Annotated in this window: 18 protein-coding genes and 1 tRNA gene; 2 read left to right on the top strand and 17 right to left on the bottom strand. The window is 43.2% G+C overall.

Going from position 1 to position 17559, the window contains the following annotated elements:
• From RWS39_RS07120 to RWS39_RS07145, 6 genes are all read right to left on the bottom strand, one after another.
• On the bottom strand, positions 1-299 hold a 299-nt coding region (locus tag RWS39_RS07120; RefSeq protein WP_390896050.1), incomplete at its 3' end, for an alcohol dehydrogenase catalytic domain-containing protein.
• A 264-nt stretch (positions 300-563) separates the two neighbouring features.
• Positions 564-1304, bottom strand: a complete 741-nt coding sequence (locus RWS39_RS07125; protein WP_314481915.1) for a D-alanyl-D-alanine carboxypeptidase family protein — start codon at positions 1302-1304, stop codon at positions 564-566.
• On the bottom strand, positions 1301-1990 hold the full coding sequence (locus tag RWS39_RS07130; RefSeq protein ID WP_314481918.1) for a histidine phosphatase family protein: 690 nt from the start codon (positions 1988-1990) through the stop codon (positions 1301-1303). The genes RWS39_RS07125 and RWS39_RS07130 overlap by 4 nt, the downstream gene beginning before the upstream one ends.
• A gap of 116 nt (positions 1991-2106) precedes the next feature.
• Positions 2107-2799 (bottom strand): histidine phosphatase family protein, encoded by a 693-nt coding sequence (locus tag RWS39_RS07135; protein ID WP_314481921.1) that lies wholly within the window; start codon positions 2797-2799, stop codon positions 2107-2109.
• Positions 2800-2908: 109 nt separating this feature from the next.
• Positions 2909-4246, bottom strand: coding sequence for a PFL family protein (locus tag RWS39_RS07140; protein ID WP_314481925.1), 1338 nt, complete (start codon positions 4244-4246; stop codon positions 2909-2911).
• Positions 4247-4256: 10 nt separating this feature from the next.
• The gene (locus RWS39_RS07145; RefSeq protein WP_314481927.1) at positions 4257-4523 is read right to left on the bottom strand and encodes an ACT domain-containing protein; all 267 of its coding nucleotides are present in this window, start codon (positions 4521-4523) and stop codon (positions 4257-4259) included.
• Positions 4524-4819: 296 nt separating this feature from the next.
• On the opposite strand from RWS39_RS07145, the gene RWS39_RS07150 reads away from it, so the two are divergent.
• Complete coding sequence (locus tag RWS39_RS07150; protein WP_314481929.1) at positions 4820-8101, top strand: LPXTG-anchored zinc carboxypeptidase; 3282 nt, start codon at positions 4820-4822, stop codon at positions 8099-8101.
• A gap of 227 nt (positions 8102-8328) precedes the next feature.
• On the opposite strand, the gene RWS39_RS07155 is transcribed toward RWS39_RS07150, so the two are convergent.
• From RWS39_RS07155 to RWS39_RS07165, 3 genes are all read right to left on the bottom strand, one after another.
• A complete protein-coding gene (locus tag RWS39_RS07155) occupies positions 8329-8685 on the bottom strand; it encodes an inorganic diphosphatase (RefSeq protein WP_125371897.1) in 357 nt (118 codons plus the stop codon).
• Between the two features lie 169 nt (positions 8686-8854).
• Entirely contained in the window at positions 8855-9049 is a 195-nt protein-coding gene (locus RWS39_RS07160; protein ID WP_314481935.1) for a transposon-encoded TnpW family protein, read from the bottom strand.
• 176 nt (positions 9050-9225) lie between these two features.
• Positions 9226-9990 carry a class I SAM-dependent methyltransferase gene (locus RWS39_RS07165; protein ID WP_314481938.1) on the bottom strand — a complete coding sequence of 255 codons (765 nt, stop codon included), beginning with the start codon at positions 9988-9990 and terminating at the stop codon, positions 9226-9228.
• Positions 9991-10224: 234 nt separating this feature from the next.
• On the opposite strand from RWS39_RS07165, the gene RWS39_RS07170 reads away from it, so the two are divergent.
• Entirely contained in the window at positions 10225-10377 is a 153-nt protein-coding gene (locus RWS39_RS07170) for a site-specific integrase (protein WP_239191721.1), read from the top strand.
• 72 nt (positions 10378-10449) lie between these two features.
• Here the strand turns inward: RWS39_RS07170 and RWS39_RS07175 are convergent, their stop codons facing one another.
• The 8 genes from RWS39_RS07175 to rimP form a co-directional block, all read right to left on the bottom strand.
• Positions 10450-11331, bottom strand: coding sequence for a class II fructose-bisphosphate aldolase (locus tag RWS39_RS07175; protein WP_247929324.1), 882 nt, complete (start codon positions 11329-11331; stop codon positions 10450-10452).
• A gap of 182 nt (positions 11332-11513) precedes the next feature.
• Positions 11514-11599: transfer RNA gene (locus tag RWS39_RS07180), tRNA-Leu, on the bottom strand.
• 132 nt (positions 11600-11731) lie between these two features.
• Positions 11732-12082, bottom strand: a complete 351-nt coding sequence (rbfA, locus tag RWS39_RS07185) for a 30S ribosome-binding factor RbfA (RefSeq protein WP_005590924.1) — start codon at positions 12080-12082, stop codon at positions 11732-11734.
• A gap of 126 nt (positions 12083-12208) precedes the next feature.
• The gene (infB, locus tag RWS39_RS07190) at positions 12209-15010 is read right to left on the bottom strand and encodes a translation initiation factor IF-2 (protein ID WP_314481941.1); all 2802 of its coding nucleotides are present in this window, start codon (positions 15008-15010) and stop codon (positions 12209-12211) included.
• A 16-nt stretch (positions 15011-15026) separates the two neighbouring features.
• The gene (locus tag RWS39_RS07195) at positions 15027-15326 is read right to left on the bottom strand and encodes a YlxQ-related RNA-binding protein (protein ID WP_314481943.1); all 300 of its coding nucleotides are present in this window, start codon (positions 15324-15326) and stop codon (positions 15027-15029) included.
• Positions 15319-15615 carry an RNase P modulator RnpM gene (gene rnpM / locus RWS39_RS07200; protein ID WP_314481944.1) on the bottom strand — a complete coding sequence of 99 codons (297 nt, stop codon included), beginning with the start codon at positions 15613-15615 and terminating at the stop codon, positions 15319-15321. Before rnpM ends, RWS39_RS07195 begins: the two co-directional genes overlap by 8 nt.
• A gap of 11 nt (positions 15616-15626) precedes the next feature.
• Positions 15627-16862: a transcription termination factor NusA gene (gene nusA / locus RWS39_RS07205; protein ID WP_314481957.1), complete on the bottom strand. Its 1236-nt coding sequence runs from the start codon at positions 16860-16862 to the stop codon at positions 15627-15629.
• 63 nt (positions 16863-16925) lie between these two features.
• On the bottom strand, positions 16926-17414 hold the full coding sequence (gene rimP, locus RWS39_RS07210) for a ribosome maturation factor RimP (RefSeq protein WP_037586333.1): 489 nt from the start codon (positions 17412-17414) through the stop codon (positions 16926-16928).
• Between the last annotated feature and the right edge of the window lie 145 nt (positions 17415-17559).

Raw genomic sequence — 17559 nt, forward strand, 5'->3', positions numbered from 1 at the left:
AACCGACTTACTCCTTCACCAACTTCTGTGATAACTCCAGCAAAATCCCGACCAACACCTCTTGGAAAAAGAGATGATTTTGACTCAAGCCAACAACTTGGCTTCTTTAGTTTCGTCATAAAAGATAGAAATCGGAGTGGCTTTGCACCCTCAAAAGTCTTAAAATCAATGGGATTTAAACCAACAGCATGAACTTCTACCCTAACTTGATTTGCTTCTAAAGCATCAGATTTAACGTTCACCAAATCTAGCACTTCTTCATCACCGAAACGACTATATTGTATTGCTTGAACAATCATTTTATAAACTCCTTTTTTTGTCTACAAATTGAGTGAGCGCTCAATCATATTGCGATTATACGCTTATTTCCCAAATATGTCAATCTACGAACTTGTATTTCTATAGGTTGCTTAAATAATCAGGTTCTTAATAAAGCGATATTACTTTCTATCTCTTAACATGTATTAAAAGCAGCAGCCGCAACTCCAGAACTATTGTTTATTTAAAAATCAGCTTGCTCATTTGAGCAGCTGATTTTTTGTCTATCAATGGATTGTAACGATTTACCGAGCCGACTCTTTCAAAAGGGCCAGATATTCCTCTAAAACTAGGTGATGTTTTTGCATATATTGGGCCGACTCTACGCCAACATAACGATAGTGCCAATTTTCAAAATTCACACCAGTAATATCGCTTTTCCCTTCAGGATAGCGCAGAATAAAGCCATATTTAGGGGCAATTTCCGCAATCTTGTGTGCCACTTCATCATTCTGACCTTCTGGCTCGCTCATATCAATCGCCAAGCCTGTCTGATGCTCGCTGGCGCCTGGTAGCTGGATCTGCTTTTGCACTTCTTGCTCCGCTTCTTGCCGAGATAAGCCCTCTTCTTCAGCCAAGGCTAGGGCTTCTTCATAGAGATCTGTCTGCTCAGCTCGGCTACGATAGCCCGAAATCAAGGTTTCTCCCGGTGCAATGGCCCGAGCTGCATCTAGAAATTGTCTGGTATTTTCAGCAATACGACTATCTACCTGAATATCATCAATTTGGGTCAACTTAGGATGAGACTCTTCCTGTAAATGGCTACGATTGATTAAAGTCAACTCCCAATCATCAACTGATACCTTGGGCAAGTCAGAACTCCGGGCTTTAAGAGCATGATTCATAAAAGTTGGCAAGTCTTCATCCATATCTTGCACTCGCAATAGAGCAAACAGCAAACTGATCCCAATCCCTAGAAATAAGAGCCTATTTATTAGTCGAAACAGAGAGAATTTTCTCTTTCTTTCATGGCGACCTCTTCTCAAGCCTCGCCCTCCAGCTCTTTCGCTCCAACTTCACGATAGGACATATCACCGATGGAAACAACTGAAAATTGACCATCTTCATAGTCTACGATGGTCACACTACCATTGCCTAGGCCATGAGGTTGCATGCGATTAATCAGGTAGACAAAGGTTCCGATGGTCATGCCATGACTAACCACCAAGGCATTGCCACCACCCGCAGACTCCAGCTCCTCAGCAATCTCTGAGAAGCCTTGCCAAATTCGTCCGCTGAGTTTTTCCCAATTCTCAGCCCAGCCAGCCGTATCGACTTCCACCAAACCTTCTGCCAATTCAGCATAGCTGAGTTGATGGACATGGTCGATATTAAAGACTCTAGGCATAACTCCCATAAAGAGCTCGCCATCATAGCCACCATCAAAGCTGCCAAAACACCACTCTCGAATGCGCTTGTCAAACCTATAAGGAATCTTTCCCGTCAAGCCCAGCTCTTCCAGAATAATTCCCATAGTCTGAATGGTCCGACCCGAATCACTAGATCTAGCAATCTTAAAATCAATTCCTGCTTGTCGCAGGCCAATTCCTAATTCATGGATGCCACGTTCACCTTCTGCTGTCAATGGACTATCACTCCAGCCCTGAGCTCGTCCGATTGTATTAAACATGGTCTTACCATGCCGGATTAGGTATAATCTCGTTTTTGCCATACACTTACCCCCTTATTCTCCTCCATTATATCACGTTTCTGAAAAAAAGCAGTTTCTAAGATTGAAAGAAGACAGCTCAATAAAACTCAACTATTTCCATGATTTCTTTTAACTGTTTATTTAGCGTCCAAAATTTTTGCACCAACCTTACGGTAGGATACATCCCCCAAGATCTGAATCGTAAATTGTCCCTTTTCATATTCGACGACTGTCACACTGCCGTTGTCAACCTCAGGATTTTTGCTAATGGCTTTATCAATCAGATAAGCAAAAGTCCCGATGGTCATACTATGGCTGACGACCAAAGCATTGCCTCCACCAGCGGCCTCCACTTCTTGGGCAATAGCTGTAAATCCAGCTAAAATCCGCCCGCTCAGTTGTTCCCAGGGCTCAGCCCAGCCAGCCGTATCCACTTCAACCAAGCCGTCTGCCAATTCTGGGAAAGTCAGCTCTTTATAATTATCGGTATCACGTACCCTTGGAATCACTCCACGGAAAAGATCGCCACCATAAGCCCCGTCAAAGCTGCCAAAGCACCACTCTCGGATGCGCTTGTCAAATTTATAAGGAATCTTCCCGACCAAATCCAGCTCTTCTAGGATAATCCCCATGGTCTGAATGGTTCGGCCAGAGTCGCTCGAGAAAGCCTTGGTAAATTCCAAGCCAGACTCTCTCAGCCCAATCCCTAGCTCACGGATGCCACGTTCGCCTTCTTCAGTTAAGGGAGTGTCCGACCAGCCCTGAGCTCGACCAATGGTGTTAAACATGGTCTTACCATGCCGGATGATGTATAATTTTGTTTTTGCCATGAATGTCTCCTTTTAATTAAGGCCACTCGTCTAAGAGTGGCTTATTTGTCTTGCACTTGACTGAGCAAGACAGAGGGAAAGGGTCTGTTTAGACAGACCCTCTATTTACTTAGTTTTTAAAACTGTGAATTGGCGCTGGAATCTGTCCACCACGCGCGATAAAGGCGGCTGACGAAGCCTGATTGACTTTCATGACCGGAGCTGTTCCCAAGAGTCCGCCAAATTCAATCATATCGCCTTCCTTGCCTTTCGGAATAATCCGCACTGCTGTCGTCTTCTGATTGATAACGCCAATCGCCGCCTCATCCGCAATCATAGCAGCGATGGTTTCAGCCGGTGTCGCTTCTGGAATGGCAATCATATCCAAACCTACCGAGCAGATAGCTGTCATTGCTTCTAACTTTTCTAGATTGAGCGAGCCATTTTGCACAGCCGCAATCATGCCCTCGTCTTCTGACACAGGAATAAAAGCACCAGACAGACCACCAACTTGATTACAAGCCATGACACCGCCTTTTTTGACTTGGTCATTGAGCAGGGCAAGTGCCGCCGTCGTACCATGAGTGCCGACTGTTTCCAAGCCCATTTCTTCCAAGACACGAGCCACTGAGTCTCCGACTGCCGGTGTTGGAGCCAGACTCAAGTCAACAATCCCGAACTTGACGCCCAGACGCTCGCTGGCCATCTGACCGACCAACTGACCAATACGAGTGATTTTGAAGGCCGTTTTCTTGACCGTTTCAGCGACCACGTCAAAGCTCTCACCACGGACCTTTTCTAAAGCCCGCTTGACGACCCCAGGCCCAGAAACACCGACATTGATGACCACATCTGCTTCACCGACACCATGAAAAGCGCCTGCCATGAAAGGATTGTCCTCTACCGCATTGGCAAAGATGACTAGCTTGGCCGCCCCCATGTCAGAAAGCTGGGCCGTTTCCTTGATAATCCGCCCCATATCCGCAACAGCCGTCATATTAATACCAGTTTTTGTTGATCCAATATTGACAGAGGAACAGACCTTGTCCGTCTCAGCCAAAGCGCGCGGAATGGAATTAATGAGGATTTCATCGCCTTTTTGATAGCCCTTTTGGACCAAGGCCGAGAAGCCACCGATAAAGTCAACACCGATTTCCTTGGCCGCCTTGTCTAAAGCCTTGGCCAGAGGCACGTAGTCACTGCTGTCTGTCGCTGCCCCAATCAGAGAAATCGGAGTCACTGAGACCCGCTTGTTGACGATGGGAATCCCGAGCTCTGCTGCAATTTCATCCCCAACTGCCACCAAATTTTTAGCCTTGGTCGTGATTTTTTGGTAAATCTTCTCAGCAGCTCGATCAATGTCTGTATCGATGCAGTCCAAGAGTGAAATGCCCATGGTGATGGTCCGAATATCAAAATTCTGCTCCTCAATCATGGCAATAGTTTCTGTTACTTGTCTAATATCCATCCTTCACTCCTTAGATATTGTACATGGCATTAAAAATGGCTGCGCTTTGAATGTTGATTTTGACATTGAGCTCTTGTCCGAAAGCCGCAAATTCGCTACGAAGAGCCGCAAAATCTTTCTTTTCATCACTTGAAACAACAGCCATCATGGTAAAAAACTCATCCAAGACTGTTTGGGAAATATCGTCAATATTAAGCCCCAGCTCAGCAATTTTACTAGCTACACCAGCCACAATCCCTGCCTTATCTTTTCCAACAACCGTAATAATCGCTTTCATCGTTTGCTCCAATCATCTTTATTGCTAATATTGTAGCATAAATGCCTGCTTTTTGCATGAATTTGCAGAAACCCAAGCTGTGAATCCTGCAAGCCATTTTTAAAAAATAATTGATTCAAATATTGGCAACATCCCACTAAAAATGGCTCTCTTGATATCAGGTTCAGATACTCTTCAGAAATTACACATATCTCTTCCTTTTGTTAGAAGTTTATTTTTTATCTATGTTTTTATTTGTAAACGATTTCAAGCTCTGTTATACTAAATTTAAGAACACATTAAAAAGGAGGTTTCTTATGAAAAATTCTTATAAGAAACGCTTATATACTCAAGCCCTCAGCCTATCCGCTGCGGTTCTCTTAGCTGTTTTAGCTCAAGGAAATGCGGCAGCTGATACGCTTAACCCTGTTGAACCTCCGCAAGACAGCAGCAAAGTCAGTTCTCTGGTGGAACAGCTTACACCTGCAAGTACAGAAAAAGCCGAGGAACCTTCGACTACTCCACAAGCTGAACCACTAGAAAAAAGCAGCCCATCTGAAGCTGCTTCTGACAAAGCCGACAGCAAGGCTCCAAGTCTTCCTGCCACAGCCCCAGAGGAAAAAGCAACTGATGCTAGCCAAAAACTGGACACTACGACTAAAACAGAAGTCCGCGCAGCTAGCACCCAAGAAAACAAGGTTCAGCTTGCTGACAGTAAGGTTTATATGTCCGAAAAAGCTAGTATTGAAGAAACTATTCAAGAGCAAGGAACTCAAGCTGGTAAAATCACTTGGACACTGGACAACAAGCCGATTAGCGAGTGGAAAACTTGGAAAATGGAGGACGGCACCTTCACAGGCGATCCATTTGTCACTGTCGAAGAAAAAGCTGATGGAAATGACCTCAAAGTTTCCCTCAAATTTAATGAATTATTTGGGCAAGACTTAAGCCTGCGCACACCAAACAATATCCGTAGAACCTACCGCAACTTTATGGGAACTCATGAATTAGTCGGAACCAGCGAAGATCTTGGCCTGACCATTCGCAAGAATATTGTCCTTCGTCCTTATGAAGATTTCCATACCCACGATGAAATGCTGGCTGCCATCGAAAAGAGTCGCAAAGATGCTAAAACGGATCGCTTGGTACAGATTGAGAACATCGGGAAGAGTGCCCAAGGTCGCGATATCAAGCTCGGTATCATCAGCTCTGACCAAAAGAGCATCGACGACTACCTCAACACAACCAATAAAGTTGCCCTTACTAAACCAGCTGAAATGTTAGCTGCGCTAAAAAATGGTACGTTGGACTATAAACTTCCAGTCCTTATCAATAACACCCACGCTGATGAACAGCCAGCCATCGACATCATCACTGGGCTCTTCAATACTTTTGCGACCAAGGAGCAAATTTCCTTCCAAACAACTGATGCTAACGGTGCTGCTAAAAATATCACCCTAAATGTCAAAGAACTCCTCAAGAAATTCATTTTCCTCTTTGACTTTACTGAAAATCCTGACGGAGATGTTGCTAATACGCGTGCCCTTGCCAACGGAATTGATCCAAACCGCGACACTAGCTATCAGGCCAACCTAGAAACCCGTACTGTAGCTGGACTCATTAACAAATGGAATCCAATTGCACTTTATGACATTCATGGATTCGTTAAAGAATTCTTGATCGAGCCAGCGACACCGCCGCACGATCCAAACTTTGAATACGACCTTCTGTCTGAAAATATGCTGGAAAACGCCCACCACATGGGACGTGCTGGCGTCGCTAACTCTAAGTATGACAGCTATATCATCCCTAAACTGGACTGGGGCGATGGCTGGGATGACTCCTTCTCCGGCTACACTGGTGTCTATGCCATGTACCACGGCATATTAGGACATACTATTGAAATCCCTGAGGGCAATCAGGAATCCTACAAGGCTGGCTATCACGCTGTCCTCGGAGGTATCTCTTACCTGTCCCAAAACCCTGACAAGCTCATGGAAATGCGCCTCAACTTCTATCTCCGTGGCATCAACAAGGTTGAAGATCCAAAAGCTGAAAATGAGTTGGTCGGACCTGACGGCAAAGTTGTTGGACGGGTGAAAAATGGTCAGAAAAAATTCTTCCCTGATTATTATGTTATCCCTATGGGTCTCGACAAAGACAATGATTCCCAACAAGCCTTTAATATGATTGAATACTTTAAGAGAAATGGTGTTGTCATTCAAGAATTGAAGGAAGATGTTGGCAACTATAAGAAGGGCGACCTAGTTGTCGATATGGCTCAAGCTAAGCGCGGCTATGCCAACCATATCCTCTACAAAGGATCAAACGAATCTGCCTGGGCTGCCATGTATGCTGAACTTTTGGTAAACTTCCCAGATATGAGAGGCTTTAAAGCTGAGCCTATCTTTAAAGATAAACTCTTTGATGGCAAACTCGGTGAAGTCACTGCTCTCCGTGCTACTCGGACGCGTGATATCAACTACTCTGCACCTTACTATGTCATCGCTAATACATCTGACAGCGCAGTCAAAGCTGTCAACCAAGCCATTCGCCAAGGTAAGAAAGTCTATTTGACAGAAGATGGCTATATCGTTGATACATCCACCTTTGCAAATCTCTTAGGTGATTATGCTATTTATGGAGATGCCTTGTATAAGGTTCCGGAAGGGCCAAGCTTGAAAGCACTGAAGGTCTATGCACCTCCTCATCAATTTTACTGGGCAGGAGTGGACTCACCTGCTCATACCGCTCTGGCACTGAAAAATCTAGGCTTTGATATTGTCGATACGCCTGATGAAGCTGATGTCATCGTCCTTGAAAGTAACAAGTTTGACAAGTCTATCCTTGGTCGCAAACCAACGATTGTAGTGGGCGGCTCTGCTATGCAACGCCTTGAAAAACTCGGTGTTCTAGATGGATTTGATGCGGAAAGATTCTCTGGCGGCAGCGATTTTGAAGGGCTAATGAAGGCTATTATAGACGATAAAGATCCATTGACTAGTGGCTATAAGAAGAATGATCTCTTCTATTCTAATTCTGGAAACTGGATCGCAAAAGCCCCTGCCAACTTCAAGACTTTGGCGACTATTGCAGACAGTGACTATTACATCGCAGGCTGGTGGCCAGGCAACGAAAAATTAGCCAATAAAATCGTTGCTATTTCTGGTAATTACAAGGAACATCCTCTCTTCGTTTATGCTGGAAATCCAACCAACCGTCTGCATACCATTCACTTCTACCGTTGGGTATCGAACGCTGTCTTTGGCGATGAATTGGCTGAGCTGAAAGATATGCCTGTCACTCACAAACCAAGTGTCGAAATTGTTGAAATTTTGAACCAAAAACCTCAGCCAAAACAAGCAGGCAAACCAGCTGACAAACCGACAGCTCCGAAAGTAAAAGAAAAGCAATTAGAAAGCCTAGCTCAGAAAACAAGCGAAGCACAGCCTATCGCTACAGTTCAAAAAGCAACCAATAGTCAGCAGGCCCAGCTCCCACAAACAGGAAGCAAGGAAAACTCTGCTCTCTTTACAGTTGCAACGATTCTTCTGGCTACAAGCGGTGGTCTCTTCTTACTTAAAAAGAAAGAAGCGTAAGCATTTCTGTTCTGCTAGATAGAGCTTTGCTCACGATAGCTCCTTAAATATAAAAATCGCATGGACCAATCATTTCAGATTCATCCATGCGATTTTTTTCGTGGCTGACCATCTTGCAATTTTATCTGATATTGAGGAAAGCTTAATCGAATATAGACTTTCATTATTAAGCTAAACCAGTTAGAACAGCGCTCACAAGAGCCGTTTTCTGGTCTTTATCATGGATTTTAGGGCCTTGAATCATTGCTCTCTTCCACCATCTCAATCCAAGAATCAAAATACTGCTCCATAAATTGAGTCTGCTCCGCTATCAAAATTTTGTCAATCTCCTCATTAGCAGGAGCCAAGACCCACTTGTCTTCTATATCATCACGCCGATGGATGATAGCAACCAACTTTCCTGTAAAATTTTCCAGAGGCTGCTGCTGGTCACGGGAAATAATATACACATCCTGCTCTTCGCCATCTCCACCCATCAGCTCAGGGATATAGCCATAGTTAATCAGATAGACATTCCCAAAAGAATCTTTAAAACCGACCGGCCGATCAATGACAGCACTAAATATCTTTTCCTTGCATTTCACCCTTTCTTTACCTCCATCAGCTACTTTCTAGCTTCATTATACAAGAAAAATCCCGCTGGAGCGAGATTTTCTATCTATACCTGATTATTCGTTTATATTTCCTATATTATGCAAGCCTTACACTACATAAAATTAGAATATACTTCGCTGTTTTTTCTGTTGCTACTTGTCAAGGATTTTTAATCAAAATCATCTTTTTTTCGTCTGATTTTCTCCTAAGCTCCCTCGGCATTATTCTTGTAAGTTTATCTTGCATTGTTTCAGTTGCATTTCCATTGAAATGGACAAGAAGCTCATAGGTGGTCTTTCCAATCTTTCTCTTTGTGCTACTACCTTTTTTATCTGTATTTTTCAGTTCTTCCATAAATTCTCCTTTTCGTTTTTGAATGTTTGACAACAAAAAAGGAAGTAGCGGCTATTTGCTTTTACTTCCTCTCTATCATTTTATTTAATTATTTTATTTCGACAAACTGGGATTTTTAGATTTTAACCCTTACGGAAAATAAAACGGGCTATTCTCCTGAAGTGTATTCTATAATATTATAGTTTAATGCAAAGTGTAGCTATATAATCATTTCCATAACGTGATAATCGATTTCTTTTGTCACACGATTCATAAAAATCTATCATAGCGAGACCATTTTTAAGTTGTCCTCTAATCTGAGTTTCTAAGGTATGGCTAAATTCATATCCATATTCTGGATTTATGGTTATCTTGCCTTCCTCTTCAAGCTCTCTTGAATTAAAAGGTAGTGAAAACTTTAAAAGTAATTCCTCATCAGGTTTGTCCCATACAGTGTCAGCATCATACATGTATATCCAAGGGTTCATAAATCCGACCATTAACAGTCCACCCTTTTTCAATACTCGAGAGGCTTCTTTATACATGTTTTCTAAATCTTCTATATATACATTTGAAACCGGATTAAAAATAATATCAAAAGTTTCATTTTCAAATGGGAACGGTTTTGTCATATCGCCTTGAACGGTATTGATCTTTAAGCCTTCTCTTTTAGCAACCAACTCATCTCTTTCTAATTGCGATTTAGAAAAATCCATTATGGTTACATCATAACCTTTTGCAGCGAAAACGGGACCCTGCTGTCCACCACCACAAGCTAACCCTAATATCTTTTTTCCATTGGCTTTTTCAAACCATTCTTTCGGAACTTTTTTCCCAACAGTTAAGGCAACAGAAATTGGATGTTTTCTAACTTCTTCTAATTCTTCATGTGTCAATGGCTCAGTATAGTCATTTTTTACATTATTCCATCTATCTTCATTGAATTTTATATAATTGCTCATCTTACAATCTCCTCGTAATTTTATACTGTTTCGATTAAGTTGAATATATTGCCATTACTTGATTTCATTCTATTATACCATATCTTCAATTACTATTTTTTATGCCATCTTTAAAATATTTTAAGCTTTTGTACTAGCTATTCCTGTTATTCTAATTCAAATGTTAAACGTCGGCGCTCAAACTCTCGTACTAATGACGATTCTATTTCAACTCATATTTTTCGTCACACACATATCAGCTTTTTAGCTGAGCAAGGAATTCCACTCGAAGCAATTCAAGATCGTGTTGGACACACACGAGGAAGTCGTGTTACAGATATCTATTTGCACCTTACACAAAAAACAAAAGATCTAATTATTCCTGTATTAGATTCTTTAACTAAATAAGTGTGGCAAAACAAACAAAAAAGGTTTATCCAAATCGGATAAACCCTGTTATATCAAGCTTTCACAAGCTTCTTATGCTTTACCTTCTGAACCGAATACGTCGATACGTTCTTCAACTGATGCTTGGATAGCTTTTACACCGTCAGCCAAGAATTTACGTGGGTCGAAGAGTTTCTTCTTGTCGTATTCTGCTTCGTTTGCTTCGTAGTCACGAGCAAATTTACGAGTTGCGTTAGCGAATGCGATTTGGCATTCAGTGTTAACGTTAACTTTCGCAACACCAAGTTTGATAGCTGCTTGGATTTGGTCATCAGGAATACCTGAACCACCGTGCAATACGATTGGGAAGCCTGGAAGAGCTTCTGTCAATTTCTTCAAGTGGTCAAGGTCAAGACCTTCCCAGTTTGCTGGGTATGGACCGTGGATGTTACCGATACCAGCTGCCAAGAAGTCGATACCAGTTGCAACCATTGCTTTAGCGTCTTCGATTGGAGCCAATTCACCTTTACCGATGATTCCGTCTTCTTCACCACCGATAGTACCAACTTCAGCTTCTACTGAGATACCTTTAGCGTGTGCTTTTTCAACAACTTCTTTAGCCAATTTAAGGTTTTCTTCAACTGGAAGGTGTGAACCGTCAAACATGATTGAAGTGTAACCAACTTCGATACACTCAAGTGCATCTTCGTAGTGACCGTGGTCAAGGTGGATAGCTACTGGTACAGTGATACCCATTGATTCAACAAGGTTAGCGATCAAGTTGCGAGCAACTTTGTAACCACCCATGTATTTAGCAGCACCCATTGAAGTTTGGATCAAAACTGGAGCTTTTTTAGCTTCTGCTGCACGCAAGATAGCTTGAGTCCACTCAAGGTTGTTTGTGTTAAATCCACCAACTGCATAACCATTGTCACGAGCTGCTTGGACAAATTTTTCTGCTGAAACGATTGCCATTTGTAATAGGCCTCCTCTAATTTTTTGTGGAATGAACCACTTACATTGTTTATTTTATCACTTTTTCATTAAAATTGCTAGTTTTTCCTGAAATTTTAAGTAATTCCCAAGCAATTTTTGAATTCAGGCATCTTCAGCTTCTTTGAGAAAACAAAAAAACTGACCGAAGTCAGCTAATCCTATGCGGAGAGAGGGACTTGAACCCTCACGACCTAAAGCGGTCACAGGATCCTTAGTCCTGCGCGTCTGCCAATTCCGCCATCCCCGCGATTGAGTACTTTACTAGTATAACAGGATAATCTCCCCTTGTCAACACCTTTTTTCAAAACTTTTAAAAAGTCTTTTCAAAAATAAAAATGAGACAGGACCCGTAAACACTGCCCCATCTCACTCTTCTTAATTAATGTTTTTCCAAATTGCGTAGCATCTGGTCAATCTTGTTACCGTACTCAATAGACTCGTCTTTGACGAAGGTCAAATCTGGAATCTTATACATCTTGAGATTTCGACCCAGTTCACGCTTAATGGTGCCGGTTGCCTTTTCCAAGCCCAGCTGTGCCTTTTGATTATCTGAAGCCAAGTCACTCATGATGCTATAGTAGACCTTGGCCATAGACAGATCGCCCAGCATTTGGACATCGGTAATGGTCACACCTTGAACACGTGGATCACGGACTTTCTTTTGCAAAATCTCATTGACTTCACGCTTGATTTCCATTCCTACACGGTCGGTACGAAAATGATTTGCCATAGGATTTCCTTATTAATTTTAGTTGAATGAAACTCGCTCTAAGCTCTTTGCGAAAAAGGTACTTGGACTAGAAGTATCGACTTCCATCCAATATGCTTTTCACTGAGAGTTTTCGACGGATTTCTCTTATTTCTTAATTTCTTCCATGATGTAGGCTTCAATCGTATCATCCACTTGGATATCGTTATAGCCGTCAATCATGAGACCACCTTCGCGGCCGTTAGTGACTTCTTTCACATCATCCTTGAAGTGTTTCAAGCTAGCCAACTGACCGTCGTAAATCACGACGCCATCACGGATGACACGAACCTTAGAATCACGGGTAACTTTACCATTGATAACCATGAATCCACCGATAGTACCAACCTTGGAAACTTTGAAAGTTTCGCGGATAAGGGCTTCCCCGATGATTTTTTCTTGGTATTCTGGGTCCAGCATTCCTTTCATGGCATCTTCCATTTCTTCGATAACCTTATAGATAATGCTGTGAAGACGGATTTCTACATCATCAGCCTCTGCTTGCTGGCGAGCTTGCGGTGTAGGGCGAACGTTAAATCCAATGATAAAGGCGTTTGAAGCTTCTGCCAAAGTTACGTCGGATTCATTGATAGCACCAACCGCTGAGTGGACAATGGTAATCTTAACGCCTTCCACTTCAATCTTCTGTAAGGAAGCAGCCAAGGCTTCTACAGAACCTTGTACGTCAGCTTTGATAATGACGTTAACAGACTTAACTTCACCAGCTTTGAGGGTATCAAAGAGATTTTCCAGACTGACACGATGAGTAGCTTGACGTTGCTTGAGAAGGGCACGTTTCGCACGTTCTTCACCAGCTGCACGCGCAGCTTTTTCATCTTCATAGACGGCAAAGTGGTCACCTGCCATCGGAGTTTCGTTGAGACCAGTGATAGAAACCGGTGTAGATGGACCTGCCACTTTGACACGACGACCTAAGTCATTGGTCATAGCACGGACACGTCCAAAGGTATTTCCGACAACGATTGGATCTTGAACATTCAGCGTACCTTGTTGGACAAGAAGTGTTGCAACTGCACCTTTTCCTTTATCCAAACGGGCTTCGATAACCGTACCGATAGCGCGAACAGTCGGATCTGCCTTGAGTTCTTGGATTTCTGCTACAAGAAGTACTGTTTCCAAAAGCTCATCGATGTTTTGGTTGAATTTCGCAGAGATTTCAACAAACTCAGAATCTCCACCCCAAGCAGTTGACATAACACCATGCTCAGCTAATTCACCAATTACGCGCTCAGGATTGGCACCTGGCTTATCGATCTTGTTGATGGCCACAATAATTGGCACATTAGCGGCTTTAGAGTGGTTGATCGCTTCAATAGTCTGAGGCATAACACCGTCATCAGCTGCTACGACCAAGATGGTAATATCGGTAACAGAAGCACCACGCGCGCGCATCGAAGTAAAGGCCGCGTGTCCAGGTGTATCCAAGAAAGTAATCTTCTTGCCATTTTCCTCAATCTGGTAGGCACCAATATGCTGAGTGATGCCGCCCGCTTCACCTGTCGCAACGCGAGAGTTACGTAGAGTATCCAAGAGGGTTGTTTTACCATGGTCAACGTGTCCCATGATAGTGACAACTGGCGGACGCTCTACCAAGGCATCTGGATTGATATAGCCTTCTTCGACAAAGAAGCGCTCAATATCAGCTGTATCCACTTCTACCTTCTTCTTAGCTTCGATACCGTAATCCACCATGAGTAGCTCAATAGTATCACCGTCAAGAGATTGGTTTTGTGTTGCCATCACGCCCATCATAAAGAGCTTCTTAACAATTTCAGCTGGCTCGCGCTTGATCCGTTTTGCGATTTCCGCAACGGTCATGCCATCTGTGTATTCGAATTCGCTTGGCAACTCATGGAACTTGCGTTCTGTAACAGGTTTTGGAACCTGATTCTGGTTACCTTTTCCTTTTTTATTTTTCTTATTGTTATTCCAGTTACTGTTTCTTTGATTTCTCACTTGATTTTGACTATTTCGATTCTTTTGTTGTTTTCTTGGACCTTCTTCTTCGCGATCAAAATCATCGCGCTTCTTATCTGGTCGAGCTTGTTTTTTACGACGAGTATCTACTGCAGCTTGTGCTGGTGCAGGAGCAGCCGGTTGGACTGTTTCAGCCGGAGTAGCTTTAAATACTTCAGCAGTTGTTGGCTCTGCTTGGACTGGCTCTTTCCGTCTATTCTGACGTTCCTGTGCCTCTTTAGCTGCTTGAGCCTGCTTGAAACGCTCCTCGCTAGAACGTGCGTACTCCGCATTTTGCTCTGCTTTCAGAGCTGCTGCCCGAGCCTTAAAGTCAATTTTCGGACCTTGAGGCTGTTGGCGGTTTGGAGCGTTAAATCCTTGATGATTCTGACCATTCCGACGGCCATCTTGACCACGATTATCACGACGGTCATTGCGACGCTCTTGGCGATCGTTGTTGGCCTTGCGGTCATGACGATCACGCTCATTACTTTCCTTCTGGTCAGAATTTTGTGGTTTCCGATTTTGTTGCTGCTTACGACGCTCTGCTTGTTCCTTAGCACGTGCTTCACGCTCTGCCTTAAAATTTCGACTTTGTGGCCGAGCTGGAGCCGGTTTAGCTGGAGCTTCAGCTGCTGGTGCGTCGGCAACTTTTGGCTCTTCTTTTTTAACAGGGGCCACTTCTTTTTGGACTGGAGCAGCTGTTTTTTCAGCTACTTTATTTGGTGCTGGCTGGGAATTTACCTTTTTTTCTGGAAGAGGCTTAGCAACTTCTTTAGTCGCGAAGCTAGCCTTGATGCGCTGACCTGCTTCTTCTTCTACGCTGGACGAGTGGCTTTTAACTTCTAGACCTAATTCCTTAGCCCGAGCTACTACCTCTTTACTTTCCTTCCCCAGTTCTTTTGCGATTTCGTACAATCTAATTCTAGACAATTCTTGTCCTCCTCTTCTATTGCATAAGAGACCTCATTTTCTTTGTAAAACCAGCATCTGTGATGGCGGCTACTTTACGAGCCTTGCCAATCGCAGTGCTTAATTCCAGTGTTGAAAACACGGTTGACACTTCTATCTTGTAATAATGGCTTTTATCAGTAATCTTCTTTGTCAGATTTGGTCCTGCATCTTCAGCTAGAAAGATCAGATGAGCCTTTCCTTCTTGGATGGCTTTGATGACCAATTCTTCTCCTGAAATGACGCGGCCAGCCCGCTGGGCCAAACCCAGCAAGTTTGCTAGTTTTTCTTTATTCAAGACCCAACTCTCTTCTCTTGACCTTGTGATCGACATAGGCAATCAGCTCGTCGTAGAAACTTTCTTCTACTTCCATACTGAAACTACGGTTAAAGATCCGCTTTTTCTTGGCCTGCTGAGCTTCTTCATTATCTAGCTTGATATAAGCACCTCGCCCATTGGCCTTGCCTGTCGGATCAATGAAGACCTGACCTTCTTTATTCTTGACGATGCGCAACAGATCACGCTTGTCAATCACTTCATTTGACACAACTGATTTTCTTAAAGGGATTTTTCTTGTTTTTGCCATATCTGCCTCCCTTATTCTGTGGCTACTGCTTCACTTTCTTCGAGTTCGATTTCAGTTGCCACTTCTGTATTATTCAGCTCTTCCACTTCAAATTCTGCTGAAGGAGCATCTACTTCGGCTGGTACGTAATCTTGGCCAAATCCACCAAGCTCGTTGGCTGCTTCCATTTCTTCAAATTCGCTAGCTGACTTGATATCAATTCTGAAACCAGTCAAATGAGCTGCCAAGCGAACGTTTTGACCACGACGACCGATAGCTAGAGAAAGCTTATTATCTGGCACAACAACCAAAGCTCGCTTATTGTCTTCAGCATGGAAAATAACTTGATCGACCTCAGCTGGAGCAATGGCATTGTAGATGTACTCTGCTGGATCGGCAACCCATTCGATGACATCGATATTTTCCTCAGTCGGAATCATACGGCCACTTTTGGCATCATACTTGGCTGGGTGGAATTTGCTGGTAATCTTCTTGATATTGGCACCACCACGTCCGACGATGGTTCCGATCGCATCCACGTTTGGATTGTGGCTGCGAACCGCTACCTTGGTCCGATCGCCCGCTTCCCGAGACACGCTCATGATTTCCACAGTTCCGTCGTAAACCTCAGGAATTTCCTGCTCCATCAAGCGCTTGATCATCTCTGGATGGCTACGGCTAACGAAGACATTGACACCACGCGGATTATCTTCTACCTTGTAGACAAAAACTTCGATGCGGTCATGAGAGGCAAAGACCTCACCAGGAATCTGGTCTTGCTTCGATAATTGTGCTTCAATAGTTCCCAGATTGACGTAGATAAAGCGATTGTCAAAGCGCTCCACAGTTCCTGACATGATTTCATTTTCATGTTCTTTGTAGGTATTGTAAGTGATGGCACGAGTTTGCTTGCGCATCTTTTCCATGATGGTCTGCTTGGCAGATTGAGCTGCTACCCGGCCAAATTCAGCTGGCGCTTCTTCAAACTTGATCTTATCTCCCAACTCATAGGCAGAACTGATCGCCAAGGCGTCCTTGAGGCTGATTTCCAAGCGGCTGTCAAAGACCTCGTCCACGACTTCACGGACAGTATAGACATGGAAATCACCTGTTTTTTCATTAAACTCAATGGCTGCGCTGTCTGCCTGACCGTAGCGACGACGATAAGCAGAGCGAAGGGATTCTGTCACTGCTTCGATAATATCTTCTTTTTTAATACCTTTGTCCTCTTCCAAAATACGGAAGGCCTCTAGCATTTCTTTACTCATCTTCATGTAACTTTTGCCGAAGCAAAAGTATTCCTTTCTTCATTATATTATTGCGATCTGTTACTAAAATTTAACGGCCAGTCTTGCTTTTGACACTAGATTATATGGAATTTCAACTTCTTTTTTGCGTGTTTTATCCATATATTCCATGAGCAAGACGTCGTCTTCAAATCCAAGCAAAGTTCCTTCGAAAACCTTATTTTTATCCAGTGCCTTATAAAGACTGACATGGATATAGCTTCCAACTGCAGCTGCCACAGCTTCCTTGGTCTTCAGCGGACGCTCCAAGCCTGGGCTAGTCACTTCCAGAAAATACTGGTCAGGAAAAGGATCGGGCTTGATAGAGTCCAACAGAGGACTGATAATATCGGTCAAATCTGCTGTATCATTGACCGTAATCCCCTCGGGCTTGTCTACAAAAACACTGAGAACATAGTCACCGCCCATCTTGCCGTATTCAATATCTACTAATTCATAGGGTTCTTGGATGGCTGGCTCAATGACTTCTCTTACTAATTCAACAATTGTTGCGATAAGACTGCACCTCCTCACAGACAAGAGGCGAAGATACTTCCTCGCCTCTCTTTCATATTCACTAAAACGATTATAGCATAGTTTGCCTTGAAAATCAAGGGATATACTTCTAATTCTCTACAAAGTCTAAAATAGACTAGATAGGATAATTGTAGCTAGACGC

Origin of the sequence: Streptococcus cristatus, from assembly GCF_963529205.1 — a bacterium.
Classification (GTDB): Bacteria; Bacillota; Bacilli; order Lactobacillales; family Streptococcaceae; genus Streptococcus; species Streptococcus cristatus_O.